This is a genomic window from Pseudofrankia sp. EUN1h, assembly GCF_001854645.1.
Classification (GTDB): domain Bacteria; phylum Actinomycetota; class Actinomycetes; order Frankiales; family Frankiaceae; genus Pseudofrankia; species Pseudofrankia saprophytica.
The window spans coordinates 1-25,454 of record NZ_MBLN01000076.1 but is presented as its reverse complement, the minus strand read 5'-3'; the positions used below and the strand labels follow the sequence as shown (position 1 = coordinate 25,454).

Annotated in this window: 21 protein-coding genes; 15 read left to right on the top strand and 6 right to left on the bottom strand. The window is 71.5% G+C overall.

Annotated features, from left to right (window positions below):
* Positions 1–1,352: 1,352 nt before the first annotated feature.
* Positions 1,353–1,760: an SHOCT domain-containing protein gene (locus BCD49_RS30175; protein ID WP_007515769.1), complete on the bottom strand. Its 408-nt coding sequence runs from the start codon at positions 1,758–1,760 to the stop codon at positions 1,353–1,355.
* A gap of 251 nt (positions 1,761–2,011) precedes the next feature.
* Here BCD49_RS30175 and BCD49_RS30170 point away from each other — a divergent pair, with 251 nt between their 5' ends.
* The 12 genes from BCD49_RS30170 to BCD49_RS30115 all read left to right on the top strand — a co-directional run bounded on the left by BCD49_RS30170 (position 2,012) and on the right by BCD49_RS30115 (position 15,506).
* Positions 2,012–2,854: an SDR family NAD(P)-dependent oxidoreductase gene (locus tag BCD49_RS30170; protein WP_071042172.1), complete on the top strand. Its 843-nt coding sequence runs from the start codon at positions 2,012–2,014 to the stop codon at positions 2,852–2,854.
* 81 nt (positions 2,855–2,935) lie between these two features.
* Positions 2,936–4,924, top strand: coding sequence for a flavin-containing monooxygenase (locus BCD49_RS30165; protein ID WP_007515767.1), 1,989 nt, complete (start codon positions 2,936–2,938; stop codon positions 4,922–4,924).
* A 151-nt stretch (positions 4,925–5,075) separates the two neighbouring features.
* Positions 5,076–6,425, top strand: coding sequence for a PP2C family protein-serine/threonine phosphatase (locus tag BCD49_RS30160; protein WP_007515766.1), 1,350 nt, complete (start codon positions 5,076–5,078; stop codon positions 6,423–6,425).
* A gap of 305 nt (positions 6,426–6,730) precedes the next feature.
* Complete coding sequence (locus tag BCD49_RS30155; RefSeq protein ID WP_071042171.1) at positions 6,731–7,912, top strand: mandelate racemase/muconate lactonizing enzyme family protein; 1,182 nt, start codon at positions 6,731–6,733, stop codon at positions 7,910–7,912.
* The gene (locus BCD49_RS30150; RefSeq protein WP_007515764.1) at positions 7,909–8,784 is read left to right on the top strand and encodes an NAD-dependent epimerase/dehydratase family protein; all 876 of its coding nucleotides are present in this window, start codon (positions 7,909–7,911) and stop codon (positions 8,782–8,784) included. Before BCD49_RS30155 ends, BCD49_RS30150 begins: the two co-directional genes overlap by 4 nt.
* Positions 8,785–9,082: 298 nt before the next feature.
* Positions 9,083–10,117: an ABC transporter substrate-binding protein gene (locus BCD49_RS30145; RefSeq protein ID WP_007515763.1), complete on the top strand. Its 1,035-nt coding sequence runs from the start codon at positions 9,083–9,085 to the stop codon at positions 10,115–10,117.
* A 2-nt stretch (positions 10,118–10,119) separates the two neighbouring features.
* Positions 10,120–10,797, top strand: a complete 678-nt coding sequence (locus tag BCD49_RS30140; RefSeq protein WP_007515762.1) for a hypothetical protein — start codon at positions 10,120–10,122, stop codon at positions 10,795–10,797.
* A complete protein-coding gene (locus BCD49_RS30135; RefSeq protein WP_071042170.1) occupies positions 10,794–12,449 on the top strand; it encodes an ABC transporter permease in 1,656 nt (551 codons plus the stop codon). The genes BCD49_RS30140 and BCD49_RS30135 overlap by 4 nt, the downstream gene beginning before the upstream one ends.
* Before the next feature lie 35 nt (positions 12,450–12,484).
* Positions 12,485–13,090: a helix-turn-helix domain-containing protein gene (locus BCD49_RS30130; RefSeq protein WP_007515759.1), complete on the top strand. Its 606-nt coding sequence runs from the start codon at positions 12,485–12,487 to the stop codon at positions 13,088–13,090.
* A gap of 43 nt (positions 13,091–13,133) precedes the next feature.
* Entirely contained in the window at positions 13,134–13,604 is a 471-nt protein-coding gene (locus tag BCD49_RS43760; RefSeq protein WP_027141138.1) for a hypothetical protein, read from the top strand.
* 106 nt (positions 13,605–13,710) lie between these two features.
* Positions 13,711–14,484: an SDR family NAD(P)-dependent oxidoreductase gene (locus tag BCD49_RS30120; RefSeq protein WP_007515757.1), complete on the top strand. Its 774-nt coding sequence runs from the start codon at positions 13,711–13,713 to the stop codon at positions 14,482–14,484.
* A gap of 41 nt (positions 14,485–14,525) precedes the next feature.
* Entirely contained in the window at positions 14,526–15,506 is a 981-nt protein-coding gene (locus BCD49_RS30115) for an isopenicillin N synthase family dioxygenase (RefSeq protein WP_007515756.1), read from the top strand.
* Between the two features lie 45 nt (positions 15,507–15,551).
* Here BCD49_RS30115 and BCD49_RS30110 read toward each other — a convergent pair whose 3' ends face one another.
* The 3 genes from BCD49_RS30110 to BCD49_RS30100 all read right to left on the bottom strand — a co-directional run bounded on the left by BCD49_RS30110 (position 15,552) and on the right by BCD49_RS30100 (position 18,309).
* Positions 15,552–16,217: a LuxR C-terminal-related transcriptional regulator gene (locus tag BCD49_RS30110; RefSeq protein ID WP_007515755.1), complete on the bottom strand. Its 666-nt coding sequence runs from the start codon at positions 16,215–16,217 to the stop codon at positions 15,552–15,554.
* A 12-nt stretch (positions 16,218–16,229) separates the two neighbouring features.
* Positions 16,230–17,531 carry a mechanosensitive ion channel domain-containing protein gene (locus BCD49_RS30105; protein WP_035925459.1) on the bottom strand — a complete coding sequence of 434 codons (1,302 nt, stop codon included), beginning with the start codon at positions 17,529–17,531 and terminating at the stop codon, positions 16,230–16,232.
* Positions 17,532–17,685: 154 nt separating this feature from the next.
* Positions 17,686–18,309: a DJ-1/PfpI family protein gene (locus BCD49_RS30100; RefSeq protein WP_007508036.1), complete on the bottom strand. Its 624-nt coding sequence runs from the start codon at positions 18,307–18,309 to the stop codon at positions 17,686–17,688.
* 345 nt (positions 18,310–18,654) lie between these two features.
* Between BCD49_RS30100 and BCD49_RS30095 the strand changes: the two genes are divergently transcribed.
* A complete protein-coding gene (locus tag BCD49_RS30095) occupies positions 18,655–20,349 on the top strand; it encodes a glycoside hydrolase family 2 protein (protein ID WP_083401779.1) in 1,695 nt (564 codons plus the stop codon).
* Positions 20,350–20,409: 60 nt separating this feature from the next.
* Here the strand turns inward: BCD49_RS30095 and BCD49_RS30090 are convergent, their stop codons facing one another.
* The gene (locus BCD49_RS30090) at positions 20,410–21,261 is read right to left on the bottom strand and encodes an SMP-30/gluconolactonase/LRE family protein (RefSeq protein ID WP_007508032.1); all 852 of its coding nucleotides are present in this window, start codon (positions 21,259–21,261) and stop codon (positions 20,410–20,412) included.
* Positions 21,262–21,476: 215 nt separating this feature from the next.
* Here BCD49_RS30090 and BCD49_RS30085 point away from each other — a divergent pair, with 215 nt between their 5' ends.
* A complete protein-coding gene (locus BCD49_RS30085; RefSeq protein ID WP_007508030.1) occupies positions 21,477–22,688 on the top strand; it encodes an ABC transporter substrate-binding protein in 1,212 nt (403 codons plus the stop codon).
* 106 nt (positions 22,689–22,794) lie between these two features.
* Here BCD49_RS30085 and BCD49_RS30080 read toward each other — a convergent pair whose 3' ends face one another.
* Complete coding sequence (locus BCD49_RS30080; RefSeq protein WP_007508029.1) at positions 22,795–23,985, bottom strand: amidohydrolase family protein; 1,191 nt, start codon at positions 23,983–23,985, stop codon at positions 22,795–22,797.
* Positions 23,986–24,254: 269 nt separating this feature from the next.
* On the opposite strand from BCD49_RS30080, the gene BCD49_RS30075 reads away from it, so the two are divergent.
* A complete protein-coding gene (locus tag BCD49_RS30075; RefSeq protein WP_051467344.1) occupies positions 24,255–25,106 on the top strand; it encodes an amidohydrolase family protein in 852 nt (283 codons plus the stop codon).
* The last annotated feature ends 348 nt before the right edge of the window (positions 25,107–25,454 follow it).

Sequence of the window (25,454 nt, the reverse complement as noted above, 5' to 3'; positions counted from 1 at the left end):
GCGCACCTGCTGATCCTCCGGGTGGGCCGTGCGGCAGACGAGGCGCGACACCGGCCAGACCGTTGGCCGGAACTCAACGCGCGCCGGTGTGACCCGCACCGCCATGCGCCATGCGCTTCGCCGTTTCGCTRCGGTCGATGACCGATGGCAGATGACAGCGCTCCGCCACATCGAACACCGCCGGTCTCCAGATGGCGACGTCCACGGGGCGCCGACCGCTGGGCTCCGCACCCTGCCAACCAGCCAGACCTCCGCGCTCGACGACTTTGATCGCCAGTTCTGTATCCGGATCCGAACTGGCCACGGCCCGGAGTTCGGATCCGGATACACATCTGGCGATCTTCGAAGGCGGGGGTGGGATGAGGCTGGGAAACAGCGCCGGGGCGGGTTGGGATCGGCGTCGCGGGGTGTCGCTGCCTGCCTGGCGTCCGTGCGGTCGCTAGGTGGCCCGGCGCCGGCGAGATCCACATCGCCGACTGGTTTGCGGTTCGTCGTTTCGCTGTGGCGACGGACGGATCTGTGCGGATCTTGTGATCAAGCCGCCGTCGACAGAGACTTGATCACTGTTTGTGCCCTCCGGTGGCCGTGATCCGGGCCCGCATACAGCCATCGGAGGGCAGGAACGGCGATCAGCGACCGCCGCGCCGCGACGCGACGCGACGCGCCGACCGGGGTAGGTCCACCGTGGTGAACATCGCGGTTGCGGTCAGGGCCGGCGAGGGAGGAAACAGGTGAGGGAGTTGGTCCCGCGCAGCGAGGCCCGGGGGCGGCGAGGCGCGGCGGGCTCTCCGGCTGGCGGTCGAGCCGTGGACGGTGACAGGTCTGGCACGCAGGCTCGGTGATCCGTTGGGCACGCTGCCGGTGCAACCCCCAGCGCCGCCGCTGCCGCGTCGGGCGTAGTCCGCCCACCCCGCCACCCCTGAAGATCGCCAGATCTGTAGCCGAATCCGAACCGCGAGCCCTCGTTGGTTCGGATTGCCATACAGATCTGGCGATCAAGCACACCCATCACGGTCTGGCGGGCGCGGGGGTGGTTCAGAGGCCAGCCGGCCTGTGAACTGGGCCGGCATGCGCTATGTGGTCCGCCGTTTCGCCGCGGCCACTTCCCACTGGACGTCGTCGCGGTCCCCGACAGCGACACGTCGTAGATGGGCGTCCGCCCGGGCCGGGGAGGAGCCGACGGCTCGTCCCCGGCCTGAGCCCGCGCCCATGGTTTCAGGCTCAACCGATTCCGGCGCCGCCGTCATTGCCGGCGTCGGCAGTCGGCGCGAAGACGGTCGCCCGCTCTTGTCCGGGTGGAAGATCTCCGGACTCCGGCGAGGGACTCCGGTAAGCCGCCGGCGGTTTCCGCTTCAGCTGAGGATCCTGTCCTTGGCCCGCCGGAACTCGTCTTCGGAGATGGTGCCGTTCGCCCTGAGCTCGGCGAGCCTGGTGAGGTCGTCCACACCCTTGCTCGGGCTGGCAGCCACATCGCGGATATAGGCATTGAGCAGCTGCTGCTGGTCCCGCGCGCTCCTTACCTCGCGCTTGGTCATGTCCTGGCCCTTCACGATCAGATAGGCCAGGACGCCAATGAACGGGAGGACGAGCACGAGCGCAAGCCAGCCCGCCTTGGCCCACCCACTCGCCTCCTTGTCGCGGAATATGTCGATGAAAACACGACAGACGAGCACCAGCCACGCGACCCAGACGAAGATCAAGAGCAGGGTCCAGAATGCGCCGAGCACCGGATAGTCGTAAGCAATGTAGTTGCTAGCCATTTGCCCCTCTCCCGCCTCTCGGGTCAGGATCCCGAGCTCCTACCCGAAGCGGGCCGGTCGACGCGATGGGCGGCGAGGACCAACCCTCCATGGGTGAGAGAACCGGCCATGCCCTATTGCCTGCTGGGCCGCGGCCGATCGGCGGGAGGCATCGACAGCCGCCCGAGGATCTAGGGTAGTGAATGCTCACTTGTCTGCCGCGGCGGCGTCGGCTACCGTTCTCCCCGGTCAGCGAGGGTTCAGGGAGTGTGATGGCGCAGCGTCGAGGGCGGGTCGAGGGCAAGGTCGCGATCGTGACCGGGGCCGGTTCGACACCCGGGCCCGGGATGGCCACCGGCCGGGCCTGCGCGATCGTGCTGGCGCGCGAGGGCGCCCGGGTGCTGCTCGCCGACATCAGGGGAGAGCGCGCGCAGGAGACCCGGGAGATCATCGAAAACGAGGGCGRCACCGCCGCCGTCTTCGCCGGCGACATGACGAGGGCCGCCGACTGCGACGCCATGGTCGGTGCCGCGCTCGACGCCTTCGGCACGGTGGACATCCTGATCAACAACATCGGGGTCGCCATCGCGGGAAACGTCGTCGACACCAGCGAGGCCGACTGGGACCGGATACTCGGCCTCAGCCTGAAGACGATGTTCCTCGCCAGCAAGAGCGCGGTGCCCGTCATGGCGGCGAAGGGCGCCGGGGCGATCGTCAACATCGGGTCGATCACGGGCTCCCGCGGCGGGAACTACGCCGGGTACGCGGCGGCCAAAGGCGGCGTGAACGCGCTGACCGTCGACATGGCGTACTCGCACGGCCGGCAGGGGATCCGGGTCAACGCCCTGGCCCCCGGCCACATCACGACCCCGCTGCTGTACTCCGTCAACGGGGTCACCCCGCAGACCGAGTACCGGCAACGGCTGGCCGCCGCTTCGAACCTGCTGGGCACGAACGGCGACGGCTGGGACGTCGGGTGGGCGGCCACGTTCCTGGCCAGCGACGAGGCCCGGTGGATCACCGGCGTGGTCCTGCCGGTGGACGGCGGGGTGATGGCCGTGACACCGCTGATGATGGCCGGCCATATGCAGGCGGAACCGCCGCCGGCCAGCTGACGGTTTCTCGACCGGCTGACGATTTCTCGACCAGCCAACGGGCCAGCCAACATTCGTCAGGCGAGAGCGAAGGTGCGGAACATGGTCGCGGAGCAGGGGTCCAGCCGTCCCGAGTTATCCGACCGTCCCGAGTTATCCGACCGTCCCGAGTTGGTCGAAGCCACCGACGAGCAGATCGACGACGCGGTGAACTACGCGGACCCGATGGCGCTTCGGGGTCTGCTTTACCAGCTGACCGGGGACGAGAGCGTCGCCGCCACGAAGATCGAAGCGGTGCCGGGCTACGTCGGCGGGAATCTCTCCTTCGGTCTGACGGACCCGGCCGACATCGCGCTGCTGCGCGCGCGGGCCGCCACCTTCCTCAAGGCCCACCGCGACTCCGGCGCCGGACCGATCGGCCCCGGCCCGCTCGAGCGGCTGCCGCACAGCCTGGCGCTCGCCGGTGGCGTGGAGGCGCTCCCCGAGGAGGACGTGGAGCTCTGGGTCGAGGAGCTTTCGCTCGACCCGTGGGCTCGCGGGCTCAACTGGGAGGAGCCGCCGGCGCCGGACGTGCTCGAGGAGTTCTCCGTCATCGTCATCGGCAGCGGCATGGGCGGCCTGAACGCGGCGGCCCAGCTCCTGCACGCCGGGATCAGCTTCACGGTGCTGGAGAAGAACTCCGGCGTCGGCGGGACCTGGTTCGAGAACCGCTACCCCGGCGCGCGGGTCGACTCGCCGAGCCGGGCGTACACGCACATCCTCGGCGTCGAGTTCGACACCCCGTCGCCGTGGTGCTCGCAGGCCGAGAACCAGCGCTACTTCGACTGGTTCGCCGACCGGTTCGGCGTGCGCGAGCACATCCAGTTCGACACCGAGGTCACGACGGTGACCTGGCACGAGGACACGGCGACCTGGGAGGTCGAGGCGAAGGGACCGCAGGGCCGGCAGGTGCTGCGGGCCAACGCGGTCATCAGCGCCGTCGGGCTGCTCTCGCGCCCGAGCCTGCCGCGGATCACGGGCATGGACGAGTTCGCGGGCCCGTCGTTCCACACCGCGCGGTGGCCCGGCGGTCTCGACGTGAGCGGCAGGCGCGTCGCCGTGATCGGCACCGGCTGCTCAGGGGTGCAACTGGTGCCCGAGCTGGCGAAGCTCGCCGGCCACGTGACGGTCTTCCAGCGCACGCCGCAGTGGCTGTTCGGTCACGACGGATACCTGTCGCCGTTCCCCGAGCAGGTGCACTGGCTGGACCGGAACCTTCCGTACCACGCGCACTTCATGCGGTTTCGGACCAACTGGCTGCTCGGCCCGTACCTGTCGGGGCCGCTGCGCGAGATCGACCCCGAGTTCGAGGACCCGTTCGCCCGCAGCGCGGTCAACAAGCAGATCCGCGACGAGCGCGTCGCCTTCATCAGGAACAAGCTGGCGAGCCGGCCCGACCTGGTCGAGAAGATGATCCCGCCGCACCCGCCATTCTCGGCGCGGCCGGTGCAGGTCGACAACAGCTACAACATGTATGACGCGATCATGCGTGACGACGTCACCCTCGTCACCGAGGGCATCGAGCGCATCACGCCGACCGGCATCAGGACCGTCGACGGTGCCGACCACGAGGTCGACGTCATCGTCTACGCGACCGGGTTCCGGGCGAACGAATGCCTGTGGCCCATGGAGGTTCTCGGCCGCGCCGGGCAGTCGGTGCACGACCTGTGGTCGAAGGACGGCCCGCGGGCCTACCTCGGCACGATGCTGCCGGGATTCCCGAACCTCTTCCTCATCTACGGGCCGAACATGAACCCGTACGGCGGCCTGGGCGTCGTGAACCACCAGGAGATGGCGACCCGGCTCCTGCTCGACTGCCTCAAGGAGCTCCTCCTCACCGGTAAGCGCACCGTCGAGGTGACCGAGGAGGCGTACTGGCGGTACAACGACCAGCTCGACGAGCGCGAGAGGTTCAAGATCTACAAGGACCCGCGCGCGAACAGCTACTACCGCAACGACCACGGCCGCTCGGTCACGAACTGCCCGTTCCCCGGCAACGAGATGTGGCACCGCCTGCGCAGGCCGAACTACGACGATCTGATCGTGAGGTGATCACCACCACGGCGAGGGAGGCCGGACGAGCCCGTCACGATCGACAGTGAGCGACAACAAGTAACATGCTGTTACGATGAGCCTTGTCCGGCACCTCCCGGGCGGTTCGTTGTCCGCGACCGTGCCGACCTCGTGCCGAGGAGGGCGGCTCATGGGGAACCTGAGGCGAGCCAGGCCACCCACCGCCGACGGGCTGATCTCGTCGCTGTCGCAGGCGCTGGTGCGGTCGCGCCGCCTGCTGGCGACCACCAGCGCCCTGGGCACGGTCCTGACCGTCGACGACGTGGCCGATGTGGCCTTCCGGACCGCCGCCGCGGACGCCGCCGTGACCTTCGCCGGCTTCGTCCTGTTCGGCGAGGACGACTCCCCCTGCCGGGTCCTGGCCTGGCCCACGCTGACCACGCCGGAGTTCACCGACATCTGGGTACGCCCCCGCAACCCCGGCCCGGCCGCCACCGGTGAGGTCGTGCGCAGCGGGCAGCCGCGCTTCGACCCGACGCGGGTGGGCTACCTCAACGACTATCCGGACCGCCGCGCCGTCTTCACCGCGATCGGCATCGACGCGTCGGCGACGCTGCCGCTCACCGTGTCCGGCCGCATCATCGGGGTCCTGTCCCTCGCCTGGTCCGGGCCGCGGTCCTTCGACGAGGAGGAACGCGCGTACCTGCGCACGCTCGCCGGCGTCTACGCCCAGGCGATCGAACGGGCCAGGCTGCACGAACGGCAGCGATCGGTCGTGGAGACGCTGCAACGCGCGATCCTCCCGCGGACGCTGCCCGAGCTGCCCGGCATGGAGCTCGTCGCCCGGTATCTGCCGGCCGGCCGCGACGTGGAGGTCGGCGGCGACTGGTACGACGCGGCCGTCCGCCCGGACGGCTCCGTCACCCTGGTGGTCGGCGACGTCGGCGGCCACGGGCTGCCCGCCGTCTCGGCCATGGCCGAGCTGCGGCACGCCGCTCACGCGTACGCGATCGAGGGGCGCGTCCCGGCCGCCATCACCACCCGGCTGTCCGCCCACCTGCTCGCCGGGCAGGACGACACCCTCGCCACCGCGATCGTCGCGACGGTCGAGCCGGACACCGGCCGGCTCACCTGGTCGTGCGCCGGCCATCCGCCGCCGCTGCTGCTCACGAGCACCGACGCCACCTTCCTCGACGACGTGCACGGCCCCATGCTCGGCGTCGAGCCTGGCTACGACTACGGCCAGGGGACCATGACCCTGCCACCCGCGAGCGACCTGCTGCTCTACAGCGACGGGCTGGTGGAGCGCCGGGGCACCTCCCTGACCGACCGGCTGGCGACCCTCGCCGCGACCGCGGCGCAGGGGCTGAACGCCGGCACCCCCGAAAACGCCGGCACCCCCGAAAAGGCCGACACTCCGGGCAACGCCCACACCCTCGGCCTGGACGCGCTCTGCGACCTGCTGCTCGCCGACGTCGCCGGCCCCGCGACCCGCGAGGACGACCTCTGCCTGCTCGCCATCCGCGGCTCCGGCTCCTGAGCTCGTGCCCGCGCGGCGAGGGCGCCGCGCCGCCGGGTGCCTCCCCGCTGACCGATCGTGGACCAGCGGGGCTGTGACCTGCGCCGGGCCGGGGCGGGGCGCGCGGCCGCAACGACGCGGAAACAGCGAGGACACGGCCGGCTGGAAGCTTGCGGATGGGGAGTCCCGCGCACGGGCGCGGCCGGCCGCCGCGCGGCCTCGTCCCGCGCCGGTGGCACGCCGGCCCCGCGCCAGTGACACGCCGGCCCCGCGCCGGTGGCCTGCCGGCGCCGACCTGGACCTGAGCATGGAAGAGACCCACGCCTGTGAAGATCACCCGTATCGTCCCGCTGCCGCTCACCTACCCCGCGGCGCTCACCCAGATGAGCTTCTTCGTGGTCCGGGTCGAGACCGACGAGGGGCTGGTGGGCTACGGGGAGGCCTGTGACTGCTTCGGCGTCTCGTACCCGCGGGTGCTGGCCGCCGTCGTCGAGGACGCGTTCGCGCCGCGCCTGCTCGGCCGGGAGGTCGACGGAATCGACGCGCTGATCGACGGGCTGCGCACCGGGGTGCGCCGCGAGCTGGGCGAGACGTGGTCGGCGGCGCAGGCGCGCAGCGCGGTGGAGATGGCGCTGTGGGATCTCGTCGGGCAGCGGACCGGCCGGTCGCTGTCCGCCATGTTCGGCCKGGTGCGCGACCGGATCCCGGTCTACGCGGGCAGCAGCCCGTTCCTCGACGCGCACGACGTCGACTACCACCTGGAGCGGCTCGCGCCGCTGGTCGAGCGCGGCGTGCGCTCGGTGAAGATGCGCATCGGGCCGGACCCGCGCCGGGCGGTGGCCGTCATGGCGCAGCTGCGTGACCGGCTCGGCGACGACTATGAGCTGCTCGTGGACACGAGTGGCTGGCTGGACGGCCCGACGTCGGCCTACGTCGCGGACGCGCTCGCCGCGGTCGGGGTGCGCTGGCTCGAGGAGCCGCTGCCGCAGCGCCGCCACGGCGCGATCCAGCGGGTGGCCCGCCGGTCGCCGGTGCCGATCGCCTACGGCGAGCACCTGTACAGCCTGGACGACGCCCTAGACGTGCTGACCTCCGGCGAGGCATCGGTGATCCAGCCCGACCCGGCGATCTGCGGGTTCGCGGACGCCTACCGGATCGCGCGGGTGGGGCCGCACTACGGCGCACGGGTGGCGTTGCATTACCACAACGGCCCGATCGGCTTCGCCGCCTGCCTGCAGCTGGCAGGGGCGGCGCCGACCGCGGACATCCTCGAGTTCCCGTTCCACCTGGCGCCCGTGCTCGCCGCGTTCTCGCCGGACTTCGAGGCGGGCCTGGACCTGATCGTCGATGGGCAGGTCGCGATCCCCGACCGCCCTGGCCTCGGCATCCGCTACGACGTCGACCTGGCGCTGGCCTCGCTGGTCGGGGGCCAAAGGGCGCGCGAAAATGATCTATCTTCGCACGCCCGGCGGCCTTCGCCCCTGGGACTGTCCGGGGGTGCCGCGTGAGGGTCCTCGTCACCGGTGTGCGGGGCAAGGTCGGCGGCGCGTCAGCGGCGGCCCTGGTCGCCGCCGGCCACGACGTCGTCGGCACCGACCGCGGCGCGCCCGTCTACGACAGCGCCCTGCCCGGCGAGCTCCCCTACATCCAGGCCGACCTGACCGACGCGGGCGACGCGTTCGCCGTGGTGCGCGGCTTCGACGTGGTGGTGCACGCGGCGGCCATCCCCGAGCCGCGCCAGAACCCGGCGCACACGGTGTTCGCGAACAACGTCACGTCCGCCTTCCACATGGTCGAGGCGTGCGCCCACGGCGGCGCGGCCCGGCTGGTGAACATCTCCAGCGACAGCGTCCCCGGGTTCACCTTCGCGCCGGTGCCACGGATCCCGGACTACTGCCCCATCGACGAGGAGCACCCGAACCTGCCGCTCGACCCCTACGCGCAGGCCAAGTACTTCGCCGAGCAGCTGTGCGACGCGCTCGTCGCGCGGTCCGCGGTGACGGCGGTGTCGATCCGGCCGGCGTGGGTGCAGTCGGCGGGCAACTACGAGCGCAACCTCGGCCCGTTCGTGCGGGACCCGGACCTGCCGAGCCCGGTGTTCTGGTCCTACGTCGATCTCGACGACCTGGCGGAGCTGGTCGTGCTCGCCGCCGAGGCGGACTCGGCCGGCCACCGGGTGGTACTGGCCGCCCAGCCGGACAACATCGGCGGCCGGGACCTGCGGGCGGCGGTCGCGCGGCACTACCCGACGGTCCAGGTCCGCGAGCTGGAGCGGCCGGACGCGTCCGGCTACTCGATCGCCCGGGCACGGGAGCTGTTCGACTGGGACCCGCGCCGCTCCTGGCGGGACCACCTGGACGCGCAGGGGCAGGCCCGCTGACCCTGGCGGGTGCCGCGCCCCGGCTGAGCGCCGAGGCCGTCCAGAACGCCGCGACCCTCCGAGCACCGGGCCGTCCGGGCCGTCCGAAGCACCGCGACCGTCCCGACCTGGGCCTTTACCGACGGTCGATGTGTGCTCGGACACGGTCGCGGTCGGTACGGGGGTGCAACTGTCGAGAAATCGCGGCKCAACCAGGTCCTGGAATCTTCATGTCACGAAGAATTTCGTGGCACGAAGAACGTGGCACGAAGAACGAGGCCGGCCGGCCTCCTCCTCGACCTCCAGGGAGCAAGCCATCATGGACCGCCGTTCGTTCCTTCGCGCCGGGCTCGGCGCCGCCGGTGTCGCCGCCGTCGGGCCACTGCTGGCCGCCTGCGGCGACGACTCGTCGTCGACCACCTCGAGCGGTCTCACGAAGATCAGCTACCAGTTCAGCTGGATCAAGAACTTCCAGTTCGGCGGCGAGTACATCGCGGACAGCAAGGGCTACTTCAAGGCGCAGAACCTGGCGGTCGACCTGCTCGCGGGCGGCCCGAACACCGCCGTCGACCCGATCATCCAGTCCGGCAAGGCGCTCCTCGGACAGAGCTCGCCCGACTTCACCGCCAACGCCGTCGCCAAGGGCGCCGACCTGAAGATCATCGGGGCGAACTACCAGAAGAGCCCGTTCTGCATCATGTCCCGGCCGGAGAAGCCGATCCGTACACCCGCGGACCTGGCCGGCAAGAAGATCGGCATCCAGGCCTCCAACGAGGTCGCCTGGGCCGCGTTCCTCAAGCTGGCGGGAGTCGACGCGTCGACGCTCACCAAGGTCCCCGTCCAGTTCGACATCACCCCGGTGGTCTCCGGCGATGTCGACGGCTTCTGGGCCTACGTCAACGACGACGTGATCCGGATGAAGGAGCAGGGCACCGAGCCGGTCGTCATGCTGCTGGCCGACTTCGGCTACGAGGTGATGACCGCGACCTACACGGCCCGCGCCGACTCGCTGACCGACAAGACCAAGCGCGACCAGATCGTGCGCTTCCTAAAGGCCGACCTCAAGGGCTGGCAGGACGCCGTCGCCGACCCGCAGCTCGTCGCCGACCTGACCGTGAACACCTACGGCAAGGGCAACGGCCTGGAGCTCGCGGAGCAGAAGGAGTGCGCCGCGTCCACCAACGCGATCATGGTTACCGACGACACCAAGGCGCACGGCCTGAGCACCATGAGCGAGGAGCTGATCGCGGGCACCATCACGTCGCTGGCCGCAGCGGGCATCACCGCGAAGCCGGACCTGTTCGACACCTCCGTCCTCGAAGAGGTCTACGGCGGCAAGGCGACGGTGAGCTGACCATGCCCAGCCCGGACCAGCACGAGGACATCTGGAGCCGCGCGGTCACGGTGAACGGCTTCCGCGTCGACGAGATCCGGTCCGTCCTGCAGAAGTCGATCCGCCGCGGCCTGGTCGAGGAGGCGGTGCTCGCCGCCTGGGAGCTGTTCGAGACCGGTCCGCAGACCGAGGAGCTGCTGTGGCGGCGGCTCGAGATCATCGCCGTCGAGGACGTCGGCATGGGCCTGCCCGAGGCGCCGATGCTGCTGGCCGCGATGAACGACCAGCGGATCCGGCAGACCGTCGACATCGAGCGGTTCATGTACTCCGTCCACGCCGTCCGCCTGCTGGCCGCCGCGAAGAAGGACCGCACCACCATGGAGCTGGCCTTCTGGGCGAAGACCGTCACCGAGCGCGGCGAGCGGCGGGTCGAGGTCAAGGACATGCACGTCGACCACCACACCCGCCGCGGCGTGCGGATGGGCCGCGACCAGCGGTTCTGGTGGGCGGCCGGCGGCTACCGGCTCGAGAACCAGCTCGACCCGGCCGGATCCCCGTGGAGCCAGTACGTCCGCGAGGCGATGGGCGCGCCCGCGGAACCCGACGAGCCGGCCGCCGCGCCGGCGACCGAGACAAAGCCGCAGGCTCCGCCCGCGGACCTGTCGACCGACGACGTCCTCACGGAGATGAGCGAGCGGTGACCCGGCGATGGGGGCGGACGGCCAGTGGCCTGGCCGGCACGGTCGTCGTGCTGGCCGTCTGGCAGCTCCTCGGCAGCGTGCTGGTCGGACGCGACAGTGGCCTGCCGGGACCGTGGCAGGTCGCCCGGCAGTTCGGCTCCGACGGGCTGAGCCTCTACGCGAACTCGGCCAGGGCGACGCTGGGCGCGGCCGCCCAGGGCTGGCTGTGGGGCAACCTGCTCGCCGTCGCCGCCGCCATGCTGGCCCTGGTCGTTCCCCCCGTCGAACGGGTTCTGCTGCAGATCGGCGTGGTGTCCTACTGCCTGCCGATCGTGGCGATCGGCCCGGTGTTCGCGATCGTGTTCTCGTCGGGCACGTCCCGGATCGTGCTCGCCGGCATGGCGGTCTTCTTCACCACCCTGATCAACCTCGCCACCGGCCTGCGCGGCGTCGACAGGACCTGGCTCGCGGTCGTCTCCGCCTCCGGCGGCGGCCGGGTCGCCACCCTGCGCAAGGTCCGGCTGCGCGCCGGCCTGCCGAGCCTGTTCCTCGGCCTGCAGATCGCCGCCCCGGCGGCGCTGCTCGGCGCGATCATCGGCGAGTACATCGGTGCCGACGACGGCCTCGGCGTCCTGATGATCAACTCTCAGCAGGGCTTCAACGTGGAGCGGACCTGGGCGACCGCCGTCACCGCCACCGTCGTCGCCGGCGTCCTCTACTGGCTGATCGGGTTCGCCGGCCGCCGGCTGCTGCCCTGGGCGGGCGAGCTGAACGTGCGCGACGTGCAGGCCTCCACCGCCTCCACCTCCGGGCGCCACCGCGGCCTGGCCGCCCGGGCGGTGGGCTCGGTGGGCACCACCGTCGCCTCGTTCGTCGCGGTGCTGGCGATCTGGTGRCTGTTCCTCGTCGCCTTCGGCGTCTCGTCGTTCATCGGCAAGACCCCGCCGCAGGTCTGGGAGTACCTCACCGGCAAGGACGCGCCGATCGGCGACATCCTCGGCCAGGCCGGGACCACGGCCAAGGACGCGCTCATCGGCCTGGCGGGCGGCGCTGGGGTGGCGGTCGTCGTCGCCGTCGCCTTCTACCTCTGGCCGGTCGTCGAACGGTCACTGATCGGCGTCGCCCTGGCGATGCGCTCCATCCCGCTGGTCGCGATGACGCCGGTCATCGTCCTCATCTTCGGCCGCGGGCTGCTGGGCGTCACGGTGATCGCCGGGACCGTCACCTTCTTCCCGACGCTGGTCAACGTCGGCGACGCGCTGGCCACCTCCTCCCGGGACGCGACCGCCATGATGCGCGCCCTCGGGGCGTCCCGCTGGCAGACCCTGCGCAAGGTGCAGGCGCCGACCGCGCTGCCGGCGTTGTTCGTCTCGCTGCGCACCGCGGCCCCACTCGCCATCACCGGCGCGCTGCTCGCCGAATGGCTCGCCACCGGCCAGGGCCTCGGCTACGGCAYGGTGCAGGCGCTCGTCCAGTCCGACTACCTGACGCTGTGGTCGGAGGTCGTGGTCGTGACCTGCCTGTCCGCCGTCCTCTACATCGGCATCGGGCTGCTGGAGAAGGCGGTGATGCTCCGCTTCAACGGCCAGCCCGCCGCGACCGCCGCGTCCGAGCCGGCGCGTGCCGCGGTCCCGGGCACGTTGGTGGGCGCCACGGGCGGTGCCAGGGCATGAGCGCCGGGTACCCGCGGGAGATAACGTGAGTCGCCGTGCAGAAGCCCCAGTCCGTCCAGCCGGGCCCCGCGGATGCCTTCGGAGACATCGGCATCCGGCTGGGGGCGGTGATCCGGAAGCTGCGGCGCGAGCAGGGGCTCACCCTGGTCCAGCTCGCCGACCTCTCCAAGCTGTCGAACCCGTTCCTCAGCCAGCTCGAGCGCGGGCTGACCAGGGCGAGCATGGAGTCGCTGCACCGGATCGCCCGGGCGCTCGGCAGCACCGCGCCCGGCCTRCTCGCCGCCGCCGGGGAGGACTCGACGGCGCCACGGGTGTCGCTGCGCCGCAGCGGGGAGGGGCAGGTCCATCGGCACGCCCTGGGGGTCACCCGGCCACTGGTGTCGGGGACCCGCGGAATGTACCCGGTGGAGTTCACGGTCACCTCCGGCCGCTACGAGGAGTACTTCGAGCACGAGACCGCCGAGATGATCTACCTCCTCTCGGGCCAGCTCGAGGTGGACCTCGACGCGGAGGGCACGCACCTGCTCGGCGTCGGCGACGTCCTCTACTTCTCCGGCGGGGTAAGGCACCGCTGGCGCGCCTGCGCTGGCCGCACCGCCCGGGCACTGGTGGTGCAGGCCGGCCACAACCCGCACGCCTGACACGTTCCCCGGCCTCCGGTTGCCCGCTCCCGGGTCGGGCGCGGTGACCGGCCGGATGATGCACCTCAACGCGTTCCTGCAGGGCATCGGGCAGCTGTCGGTCCTGCTCGACTTCGACCTGACCGGCCACCCGGTCGACGGCCCGCTGCCGGACGTCGGCGCAGGCACCGAGGGCGGGCAGAGCCGGTTCGACATGATCGTCACGATGGCCCGCCGCGAGGACCTGACCATCCGCCAGCTCGCCGCCCGCTTCGCCGCCTCCCGCGGCCACCATCTCGTCGTCGGCACCCCGGGCGACATCGCCGACGAGATGCAGGCCTGGTTCGAGAGCGGTGGCGCCGACGGGTTCAACCTCATGCCGCTGCTGCTGCCCGAGAGCCTCGCCGACTTCGTCGAGCTGGTCGTGCCCGAGCTGCAGCGACGCGGCATCTTCCGCACCGAGTACACCGCCACGACGCTGCGCGGCCACTACGGGCTGGCGCGGCCCGCCGCCGTGCGCGCCGCACTCGCCTAGCGGGCCAGAGGACTCGCGAAATGATCTCCGCTCACGCGCCCTCTGGCCCCGGGCCGGGGCCGAGCCCGGTACCGGTACCGGTCCCCAGATCGCTGAGGAGCCTGCTGTGCCTGTCCTCTCCGGCCACGTCGCCCTGGTCACCGGTTCCAGCCGGGGGCTTGGCGCCACGATCGCCCGCCGGCTCGCCGCCGACGGGGCGACCGTCGTCGTGAACTACCGCGCCCGCCAGGACCTCGCGGACGAGGTGGCCGCCGGGATCCGCGCCGCCGGCGGCAGCGCCCTGGCGATCGGCGCCGACACGACCGACGAGGAGGCCGTGCGGGACATGGTCGCGCGGATCGTCGCCGAGGCGGGCCCGGTCCGGCTGCTGGTCAACAACTCCGGGATCATGAGCCGCTCCTCGGTCGAGGAGATGGACGTCGCCAGCTGGGACGAGATGATGACCTCTCACCTGCGCTCGGCGTTCCTCGTCACCCGCGAGTGCCTGCGCGCCGGCACGTCGACGCTGGCGCCACTGCCCGGCCGGCGGATCGCCGCCAAGGTCGTCAACATCGGCAGCGGGATCGTCACCGCCACCGGCCGCGCCAAGATCGGCGCCGTGCACTACGTCACCGCGAAGGCCGGGCTGGTCGGCTTCACCCAGGCGCTCGCGGCGGAGCTCGCCCCGCGCATGACGGTGAACCTCGTCGCCCCGGGGATCCACTTCACCGACATGAACGGCGGACCGGCCGACGACGCCACCCGCGAGACGCTCGCCGGCATCTTCCTGCTCGGCCTGCCCCGGGACGAGGACGTCGCCGCCACCGTCGCCTACCTGCTGTCCCCGGACGCCGACCACGTCACCGCTGAGACGATCACCCCGAACGGCGGCGCGGCCTGACGCCGGTGGCGCCGCCGGCCGACACCCGAAAGGCAGTAAACATGAACCAGATCCAGATCCAGATCCCCGTGATCGACCTGGGCCAGGTGCTCGCCGGCGCCGACACGGCCCCGGTCGTGGCCGAGCTGCGCCGGGCCCTCGCCGAGGTCGGCTTCCTGCAGGTCGTCGGGCACGGCGTCCCGGCTGCCCTCGTCGAGGCCGCGTACGCCACGATGGACCAGATCGCGGCGCTGCCGGACGACGAGCGGCGCGCCCTGGTCCGGCCGCGGGCCAGCCAGCGCGGCCTCTTCGAGGAGATCGACGGCCAGGGCCGCGTCCTCAACCGGGCGCTGCAGTTCATCACCTACGACGACCTGGCCGCCGCCGAGGCCGACGGCGCCGTCGGCGGGCACCCCGACTACTTCGTGCCCAACGTCTGGCCCGAGGCGATGCCCGGCTTCCGGGCCACCTGGCGGCGGTACGCCGAGGCCACCCGCGAACTGGCGCGTACCCTCATGTCGCTGTTCGCCCAGGCCCTGGACCTGCCCGCGGACCATTTCGCCGCGCCGTTCGCCAAGGACGTCACGCTGTTCTCCGCCAACCTCTACCCGCCCCAGCCCACCCGCGCCGACCACGAGGACGTCCTGCTCACACCGCACGCCGACTCCGGCGGGCTGACGGTGCTGCACCAGCGGGGCGACTACGAGGGCCTGCAGATCCGCGGCCTCGACGGCGGATGGATCACCGTGCCGCTGCGCGAGGACGCCTTCGTCATCAACATCGGCCACCTGCTCAGCCGGTGGACCAACGGGCGCTACCCGGCCACCGTCCACCGCGTCGTCGCCGGCCCGACCCCGGCCAACCAGCGGCAGTCGATCGCCATGTTCTTCCTGCCGAGTGTCGACACGGTCGTCGCCCCGGTGCCGACGATGGTCGGCGCGGACGGCCCCCGGTTCGAGCCGGTCACCGCCTACGACTGGCAGCGCCAGTTCATGGAGAAGTACGTCCTGACCAACACCTACGCCGAGCCCGCGAACGCCTGAGCCCGGCGCGCCTCGCGGGCCGCCGTTCCGGCACGCCTCGCGGGCTCAGGGGATGGCACGCCAGGACTGGATGCGGTGGTGGTCCGGGGCGAATCCGTGGTTGACGCCCCACAGCACGGCCTGGGAGCGGCTGGCCACACCGATCTTGCGGTAGAGCGCGCGGATGTAGGACTTCACCGTGTTCGGGCTCAGGCAGGTGATCTTCGCGACCTCGAGGTTGTTGCGCCCCTGGGTGATCAGTGCGAGGACCTCAGCCTCCCGTTCGGTGAGGCCCTCGTTCCGGCCCGGCCAGTCCTGGCCGGTGGTGGCGCGGGAGCGCGGCGACGGGCTCACGACGATGTCGCCCGCGTGCACGGCCTCGAGCGCGGAGACGAGCTCGCGGCCGGTGAGCGTCTTCGACAGGTAGCCACTCGCGCCCCGGGCGAGGGCACCCTCGACCAGGCTCGTGTGGAAGTTCCAGGTGTAGATGACGAGCCGGCCCGTGTGCCGGTTCGCGAGGATGTCCGCGATCTCCTCGCCGCCGGCCTCCGGCTGGGCGAAGGAGTCGTACAGCACGATGTCGACGTCCTGGGCGACCGGGCGGTTCGTGTCGATCTCGACGACGAGGACGCGATCCAGATAGGGCGCCAGGATGCGGGCTACGCCGGCCAGCACCACGTCATAGTCGTCGACCAACGCGACGGTGATCGGTCTGGATGCTCCGCCCGTCACCTGTAGGACGTATCACGGATCCGTCTCGGCGGTCTCGCTAAAGGTCCGAGACCGCCGTTCCGCCTCCAGGTTGCCGCCGAACAGCCGCGCGTCGCCGCCGTCGGGCGCGCCCGCGCGGGGCGGCCCCGTCGCGGCGCCGCGCTCGCCGTCCGGCCCGCGGCCCGCGGCCACGCCGACGGCCACGCGCTCGCCGGTCCGATGCCCGTTMGCCGTCCCGGTGGCGGCGGGTGAGCCCGGCCGTCCCGGGCTCTTGACGAGGTCCGGGTAGGGCGGCTCGATCCGGGTCCGCGGCAGCGACGCCGGGCTGTTCTCGCGCAGCCACCGCACCATCGCCTCGCGCACCAGGCAGCGCAGGTCGAAGACCGTCGGCCCGTCCTTCCCGCTGACCAGGACGCGGACCCGCACGTATCCGGCGACCGCGTCGGTCACCTGCAGGACGGCGACCCGGCCGTCCCACAGCTCCGTACCAGCCAGGACCTCGTGCAGCTGCGCGCGCAGGTCCTCCGTGGGCACGCTCCAGTCGAGGTCGAGCTCGACGGCGCCGAGGACGGCGGACTCCCGCCTCGTCCAGTTCTGGAACGGTGTCGTCGTGAAGTAGGTCGACGGCAGGATCATCCGACGGTCGTCCCAGATGTGCACGACGACGTAGGTGAGGGTGATCTCCTCGATGCGTCCCCACTCGTCCTCGACGACGACGACGTCGTCGACCCGGATCGCGTCGGTGAACGCCAGTTGCAGGCCGGCGAACATGTTGGCCAGCGAGGTCTGCGCGGCCAGGCCCGCGACGATGCCGACGACGCCGGCGGACGCGAAGATGCTCGCGCCGGCGACCCGGACGCTCGGGAAGGTCATCAGCATCGCCGCGACCGCGATGACCGTGATGACGGCGGTGGTGATCCTGCGCACCAGCGTGACCTGGGTGCGGACCCGGCGGGCGTGCCGGTTGTCGGCGACGTCGGTCCGGTAGCGGGCGAGCGCGAGATCCTCGAGCACGAACGCGGCGACCGTGGTCAGCCAGGCGAACCCCCCGATGAGCGCGAGCCCGAGGATCCGGATGAGCGCCAGGGTCCAGTCCTCGCGCGGCGCCGCGTTCGCCGCGACGAGCAGGCCGAGCAGGACCGCGGTGATCCGCAGGGGCCGCCGGCCGCGCCGGGACATGTCCGCGGCGATCTCGTAGTGCCGTCCGGCGCGCCGGACGAGCCAGTCGAGGACGAACGCCAGCAGGAAGCCTGCGGTGCCGGCCACGGCGAGGATGACGAGCACCGCGGGCGTCGAGTCGAGGGCGGGCAGGGACATCGCGGAGGGACTGCTCACGGGCACGGCTCCCGAGGTTGGTTTCCGCCGGCACGGCATGGCGTGGCCTGCCGCTTTGAACGACTCCCTCGGCTCTGCCCCGGTTTGCTCCGGATCAACACGTGATGGCCGCCACAGCCGCCACCGCGGTAGCGGTAGCGATAGCAGCCTTGGCTCACGGTCGAGCCGCGGGTTCCTTGTCGCCCGCGCGCAGGACGGAGAAGACCCGGTCGACGGTTTCCCGCTTCTCCCCCGCCGGGGCCACGTAGTCGATCGCGGCGCGGGCGGCCGCCTCACCGAGCGTTCTGCTGATCACCCAGGCGGCGAGGTACTGCGACGCGAGACAGCCGCCCGCCGTGGCGATGTTCCCGACCGCGCGGAACGGCGCGTCCACCACCTGGACGCCGCACGCCTCCACCCACGGGCGGCTGGTGACGTCCGTGCACGTCGGAATCGACGCCAGGAGGCCCAGCCGGGCCAGAACCAGGGCACCGGAGCACTGCGAACCGATCAGCTGCCGGGTCGCGTCCAGCGAGAACGATCCGAGCAGGTGGTCGTCCTGGATCACGTCCCGCGTCCTGATTCCGCTTCCGACCAGCACCACGTCGGCCTCCGCGGCGAAGTCGAGCGGGCGCTGGCCGGTCACCTCGACGCCGTTCATCGAGGTGACGACCGGCGTCGGGGTGGTGATGTACGCCGTGAGCCCGTCCGGACGGCATCGGTTGATGATCGCGGCGGCGACGAAGCTGTCCAGCTCGTTGAACCCGTCGAACGTCAGGACGGCGACCCGCACGACCATCTTCTGCCTCCCCTGCAGCCGGCCCCGATACCCGGACCGTACCGGGCCCACCAGCTCGGGTCGTGCCCCTTTTCGCTCTGTCCATAGACGCCGGGCGAGCGGGCGAAATCTTCTAGCATTCGGAGGGTGCTCGGAAGAAGGCTGAGGACCGCCTGGTCGCGCGCGGCCACCACGAGCAGTCCGCTGCCGGAGTACCCGCGCCCGCAGCTCGCGCGGTCGTCCTGGCTATCGCTGAACGGCCACTGGGAGTTCCGGGGGGAACGAGGGCCGGCAGGCCCAGCGGGCCTCGGCGATCTCGATGACCTCGCTGACCTCGATGGTCGCGGCGGTCACGGCGAACCACCCGTGGGCCGGCGGCTGCCTCGCCGCATCCTGGTCCCGTTCCCGGTCGAGTCCGCGCTGTCCGGCATCGGGGAGCCCCACGAGCGGATGTGGTACCGCCGCACCTTCCAGGTGCCGCCCGACTGGGCGGCCGACCGGGTTCACCTCAACTTCGGCGCCGTCGACTGGGAATGCCGGGTGTGGGTCAACGGCGTCGCGGTGGGCGCGCACCGGGGCGGCTACGACGCTTTCAGCTTCGACATCACGCCCCACCTGACCGGGCGCGAGGAAGAGGTGCTCGTCCACGTCCTCGACCCGACTGATCGGGGCGGGCAACCGCTGGGCAAGCAGCGCCGGCACCCTGGCGGGATCTTCTACACCTCGGTCTCGGGAATCTGGCAGACGGTCTGGCTAGACCGGACGCCGCCCCGCTACGTCTCCCGGCTCACGCTCACCCCGGATCTGGCCGCGGGCGCCGTTCACGTCGTCGTGAACGCGGTCGATGCCGACCCACGGCCGGCGCCGGACATGGGCCCGGACCAGGCCCGAAGCTCGGCCCCCGACGTCGCAGCCCCCGACGTCGCAGCCCCGGACGTCGCGGTGCCCGTCCGGGTGGAGGTGCGCGCCGGGCTGGCGGCCGAAGCCGCGACGGTGGCCGCCGGGACGGGGGTCAGCGGCCGGCCGTTCACGGTGGCGATCCCGGACGTCCGGGCCTGGTCGCCCGAGGACCCCTTTCTCTACGGGGTGACCGTGACGCTTGCCGACGACCGGTCCCCGGGGCCCGACAGGGTGGACAGCTACGTCGGGATGCGGTCGATCGAGGTGACGGAGGTGTCCGGCGAGCCCCGGCCGCTGCTCAACGGCCGGTTCGTCCTCCATTTCGGGCCGCTGGACCAGGGCTACTGGCCGGACGGGGTGTACACCGCGCCGACGGACGACGCCCTGCGGCGCGACATCGAGGTGGCGAAGGAGCTCGGCTTCACCTGCATCCGCAAGCACGCGAAGGTCGAACCAGCGCGCTGGTACCACTGGGCGGATCGGCTCGGCATGCTCGTCTGGCAGGACATGCCGTCCATGCCGCACGACCGGGAGCCGGACGAGGCCGCCCGTGGGCAGTTCGAGGCCGAGCTGCGGGCACTCGTCGAGCAGTGCCGTGGCTTCCCGTCCGTCATCGGGTGGGTGCCGTTCAACGAGGGCTGGGGGCAGTACGACGTCCAGCGCATCGCCCAGACGGTTCGGGACCTCGACGCGACCCGCCTGATCAGTGAGAACAGCGGCAGCGCGGACCCGGGAAACCACTGGGTCGACGCGGGAGCCGGCGACGTCGCCGACCTGCACGCCTACCCCGGCCCGGCCGCCGTCGCGGCCTCGGCCGGTCGCTGCCGCGCGCTCGGCGAGTTCGGCGGCATCGGCCTGGCGGTGACCGGTCACACCTGGCACGCGGCCGACGGGTTCAGCTACGAATGGGCCGCCTCGCGCKACCGGCTGACCGACCGTTACCTGGGAATGGTCGACGAGCTGTGCGCCCTCGTCCGGGACCAGGGCCTCAGCATCGCGATCTACACGCAGGCGACGGACGTCGAGGGCGAGTACAACGGCCTGCTGACCTACGACCGCGCCGTCCTCAAGGTCGATCCCGACCGGGTCCGCGCCGCCCACCAGCGGTTGTACGACACCACCCGCGCCATCTCCCCCGCCACCGGGAGCGACGCGGGGTGATCCCGCGGGCCTGGGTCAGCCGTTCCTTGCGCCCGAGTGCTGCCGCGAGACCGGCCGCGCTCAGGGCAGGCCGTCACCCGGAACGCGGACCCGCACCGTCTCGATGACGGACGTCCTGGCGCCGCCGAGAGCCGCGGAGTTCCAGTCGCGGGCCGAGAGGAGGAACAGCGTGCGGCGGTCCGGACCGCCCAGTGTGCACGCGATCGCCATCCGCTCCCCGAGGTGGATACGGTCCGTGATCTCACCTCCGGGCAGTATCCGGCGGAACTCGTGCGCGAGGGGGAACCCGGCCCAGATACCGCCCAGCGCGTCCAGGGCGATCCCGTCGGGGGCGGCGTCGGGCGTGGTGGCGACGACGCGGCGCCCACTCAGGTTCATGCCGGCGTCGAGGTCGAACGCCGTGAGCTGACGTCGCTTGGACTCGGCGACCGTCAGGGTCCGGCCGTCGGGCGAGATCACCGTGCCGTTGGGGAAGCTCATCCTCGCCGCGGCGACCGAGACCTGGCCGTCGGGCGTGACCCGCAGCAGGGCGCCGGTGTCCGGTTCGAGCGAGTAGGTGCCGACGAAGGCCGTGCCGTCGGCGGCGACGACCAGGTCGTTCAGCTCGTCGTCGACGAGATCGCCGAGCCGGGCGTGCACGGAAAACGACCCGTCCGAGGCGAGCCGGAGCAGCTCCCGCTCGGCCATGGACACGACCAGCGCCGAGCCGTCCGGGAGGAAACCAAGGCCCGACGGTTTCCTTCCCGGTGTACGGAGCACGGGGATTACCTCGCCGGCCAGCGTCGACGTGTAGACCGCCTCGCCGTGCATGTCGGAGAACCAGAGCCTGCCGTCATGCCAGCGGGGGCCTTCGGTGAACACGAACCCGTCGGCGAGCAAGGCCGGCCGGGCATCGGTCTCGAGCACTGTCATGGTCGCCTCCCGTATCTCCTGTAGCCCACCCCGTCGTAACCATGCCACCACCAGCTCGCTAAGGTTCGCGGACATCGAGGTCGACGTCAATGTCGACAGCAGGGTAGGGAGCTGGCTTGTCAGTGCACAGAACTCGGTTTTCCGCGCGCCTTGTTCGGCTCGGGCCTCGAAGTGGCGGGTCGAGGCCGACGGCGCTAATCACCGCCCTGGTCGCGGTGCTGGCCGCGGGCTGCACCGCCTCCGGCGGGGCCGACGCGGGTAGCGGCCCCGGCCCGGCCACCGGCTGCACCACACCCGGATTCAGCGACGACCAGATCCAGCTGGGCTTCGTCTATCCCGGCAGCGGCGCGGGCTCGACCTCGCTGACCGCCGCCAGGGGCGGGTTCGTCGCGCGGCTCGAGGAGGCGAACGCGGCCGGCGGGATCCACGGCCGCAAGCTGGCCTACACCTGGCGCGACGACGCCAGCGCGCCCGACCAGAACCTCGCGGTCGTCCGCGGCCTGGTCGAGGACCAGAAGGTCTTCGGGCTCGTCGAGGCGTCCATCGCCGCCGCCCAGGGTGCCGGCTACCTGCGTGAGCACGGCGTCCCGGTCACGGGCATTCCGGCCGAGGCCTTCTGGGCGGACCACGCCTACCGGAACATGTTCGCCTACGCGTACCTGTACAGCGACGGCCCGCCGGTCTCGACCTTCGGCGACTTCGCGAAGGCCCAGGGCGGCACCAGGGCCGCCATCATCCAGAACGACCTCACCCCGTCCGGCAACGACATCGGGGCGAAGATCGGCGCCAGCCTGGCCGCGGCCGGGATCCCGACCGTGCCCGGCCGGTTCGTCTACAGCCCGGACGGCACCAACCCGGTCCAGCTCGGCCAGCAGCTGAAGCAGGCCGGCGCCGACGTCGTGACCGCGGCCTTCGCCGGCACCGACCTGGCCGAGGTCGTCCGCGGCCTCCAGGAGGCGGGCGCGCCGATGAAGGTCGTGCTCGCGCCCAGCGGCTACGACAAGTCGCTGCTCAAGACATACGGCCAGACGCTCAGCGGACTGACCGCCGCCGTCAACTACATCCCCTTCGAGATCGGCGGACCAGCCCACCAGAACTATCTGAAGGCGGTGAGCAGCTACGCCCCCGAGCTCCAGCCGCCCGACCAGGAGCTCGCTCTCGTCACCTACATCCTCACCGACCTGTTCCTCTACGGCCTGGACAAGGCCGGCCCCTGCCCGACCCGCGCCCAGTTCATCGACACCCTGCGCGCCAGCACCTACGACGCCGGCGGCCTGCTGCCCGGCCCCGTCGACATGACCAAGGACTGGGGCCAGCTCGCCACCTGCTACACCTTCATGCGCGTCAATCCCGCCGGCACCGGCTACGACATCGTCCGCGACCCCACGGGCCGCGACCGCTGGTGCGGTCACCGGCTCGACCAGTAGCAACCGGCAGCCGCGAGGCGAACCGGCCGCGGGGGGCGACAACCCGCGGCCGGTTTCCCGCGGCCAGGCGGCCAGGCGGCCAGGCAACGCCAATCAGACAACGTGGTCAGGCCGCCGAGAGGGCCAGGACCTCCAGCGCGTTGTCGTGGGAGATCTTCCGGACGTCGCCTGCGGGCAGGCTGGAGAGCGACTCGGTGACGAAGTCGACGGGCTCGGCGACGCCCTCCGCGTGCGGCCAGTCGGAACCGAGCAGCAGCCGGTCGACCCGCACGTCGGCGAGCAGGGCGTCGACCTGGTCCTCCCAGAACGGGGTGACCCAGACGTGCTCCCCGAACACGTCGCGGGGATGCTCCTTGAAGTAGCCGGGATTGCGGCCGGCCACGTCGTCGAGCCGGTGCAACAGGTCCGGGATCCAGCTCGCCCCGTTCTCGACACTCGCCATCCGCAGCCCGGGGAAACGCTCGAAGATCAGATGGCAGAGCGCGGCGCCGTAGAAGTCGCCGACCGCGCGGCCCTTCGTCAGCACCCCGCGCAGCGGCGAGCGCAGGACCGACTGCTCCTCCCGGCCCGGCTCCCACATCTGCACCAGCGCGTCGTAGCCGTCGACACCGGCATGGGTCGCGACCACCACACCCGCCTCCGCGGCGAGCCCCCAGAACCCGTCGTACACCGGGTCGAACGGCGACCGGAAACCACCCGGCACCGGCACCGGCGCGTTGCGGACGTTCACCGCCACCGCCCCGGCGTCCAGCACCGCGCGCAGCTCCGTCACAGCGCCCACCGGATCCAGCAACGGCACGTACGGAACCGCGTACAGCCGGTCCTGATACCGGAAGCCCCAGTCCTCCGCCAGCCACCGGTTGAAACCGTGAAAGACCTTCGCCGCCGCGTCCGGGTCGTCCTTGAGGGCCTCCTCCAGGCCGACCCCGAGCGTCGGGAACAGCAGGCTGCCCGTGACGCGCTGCCTGTCCAGGGCCCGGACCCGGGCGTCCCGGTCCCGGTACTCCGCCCGGATCGGCTCCAGCGCCCCGAACGCCTCCCGAATGCTCTTACGCTCGGGGTTCCCGCGGTACCACGAGTACAGCGCCCCAGGCCGGGCCACCGGATCGAACGTGGGATTCGCGATGTAGTTGTTGACCCTGCCCCCGACGATCAGCCGGGTACGCCCGTCGATCTCCGCCCACCGCACCCCACGACTGCCCAGCGAGCGGTCCTGGTGCCGGGTGAACGCATCCCGCGCCTCGTAGTAGTGACTGTCGAAGTCGAAGATCCACGCGTCCTGTCCCACGCCTGCCATGAGACCGCCCCGTTGGTCGATTTGTCAATATCGATGTCGACATTACTGATGATCATGGCTATGGTCGTAGCCGTCCACCGGCGACGGCCGCCGGGCGCTCCCAGGCGCGGCGACGTCCGGCCGGCGCCGGCTCCCGGCCCAGGGCGGCCGTCCTGGCCGCGCCCGTCCCGACAGCAGCTGTCACGAAAGGTGCCGAGGTGGCCCCAACCCTCCCGTCGGACCCGTCCGCCGCGCGGCCCCGGCCGTTCGACGTCGCGGTGATCGACACGATGGTCGGGTTCCCGCAGGATCCCGCCGCGCTCTACCAGCAGATCCGCGCGGTGCTGCGCGACCGGCAGTCACGCGAGGAGTTCGCGATGCCGGCGCAGTACATGTTCCACGACATCCCCGCCAGCCACGTCCCCGACGACGTCGACCCGGTCGACCTCGTGCTCGGTGAGATGGACCGGCACGGCATCGAGATCGCGCTGGTAAGCGTGAGCGCGAACGAACAGGTCGCCGGCCGGGCGCTGACCGACCATCCCGGCCGCTTCACCGGATCGTGGACCTGCGACCCGAACAAGGGGATGGCCGGCATCCGCGAGCTCGTCCGCGCGCACGAGACATGGGGCGTCCGGGCGGCGGCCGTCTTCCCGCACGGCGGCCAGCCCCAGGTCCCCATCGACGCGCCCCAGATGTACCCGATCTACGCCAAGTGCGTCGAGCTCGGCATCCCCATCTTCGTCACCGTCGGCATCGCCGGGCCCCGCGTGCCGTCCATGGCGCAGCGCGTCGAGCTCATCGACCAGGTCATGTACGACTTCCCCGACCTCGTCTTCGTGATGCGCCACGGCGCCGAGCCGTGGACCGATCTCGCCGTGAAGCTCATGCTCAAATGGCCGAACCTGTACTACTCCACGAGTGCGTTCGCCCCGCGCTACTACCCGGCGAACATCATCGACTACGCCAACACCCGCGGCGCCGACAAGATCCTCTACGGCGGCTACTTCCCGATGGGCCTCACCCTCGACCGCATCATGGCCGAGCTGCCCCACGTCGGCTTCAAGGACGACGTCTGGCCCAAATTCCTGCGCCACAACGCCGCCCGCGTCCTCGGTCTGACCACCGGGCAGGAGCGGTGAGGAGAGGAGGGAGCCGCGCCGCGAGGCGCCTCGGAGGTCGTAGCACCGGGTGGCCCGGCTGGTCACGATCGGCGGTGAGGTCGGGTCGACGCTGCTAGGCTCGATTTCCCCCAGCAGCGACTGATCACCACCGCGAGCCGGGCTCCCGAACGACTGTGGCACCGGTCGGAACGGCGGCCCATCAAGGGCAAACATCATTGCCGCGCGCACGATCCTGTCCCCGAACGACAGGTAGCCGAAATCAGGGGTGCCACGGTTCATGTCGTCGGAGAGGACTGCAGTGTCTGAAGGGACCAGACCCGTCGAGCAAATGGCCTCCATTCCCAACGCCAGCCGCGGCTGGCAGGG

Coding starts and splice junctions, on each gene's coding strand:
- BCD49_RS30165 (WP_007515767.1), top strand. CDS start 2,936: ATGGTCGCGGAGCAGGGGTCCAGCCGTCCCGAGTTATCCGACCGTCCC.
- BCD49_RS30175 (WP_007515769.1), bottom strand. CDS start 1,760: ATGGCTAGCAACTACATTGCTTACGACTATCCGGTGCTCGGCGCATTC.
- BCD49_RS30090 (WP_007508032.1), bottom strand. CDS start 21,261: ATGACAGTGCTCGAGACCGATGCCCGGCCGGCCTTGCTCGCCGACGGG.
- BCD49_RS30140 (WP_007515762.1), top strand. CDS start 10,120: ATGCCCAGCCCGGACCAGCACGAGGACATCTGGAGCCGCGCGGTCACG.
- BCD49_RS30160 (WP_007515766.1), top strand. CDS start 5,076: ATGGGGAACCTGAGGCGAGCCAGGCCACCCACCGCCGACGGGCTGATC.
- BCD49_RS30100 (WP_007508036.1), bottom strand. CDS start 18,309: ATGGTCGTGCGGGTCGCCGTCCTGACGTTCGACGGGTTCAACGAGCTG.
- BCD49_RS30080 (WP_007508029.1), bottom strand. CDS start 23,985: ATGGCAGGCGTGGGACAGGACGCGTGGATCTTCGACTTCGACAGTCAC.
- BCD49_RS30115 (WP_007515756.1), top strand. CDS start 14,526: ATGAACCAGATCCAGATCCAGATCCCCGTGATCGACCTGGGCCAGGTG.
- BCD49_RS30145 (WP_007515763.1), top strand. CDS start 9,083: ATGGACCGCCGTTCGTTCCTTCGCGCCGGGCTCGGCGCCGCCGGTGTC.
- BCD49_RS30075 (WP_051467344.1), top strand. CDS start 24,255: ATGGTCGGGTTCCCGCAGGATCCCGCCGCGCTCTACCAGCAGATCCGC.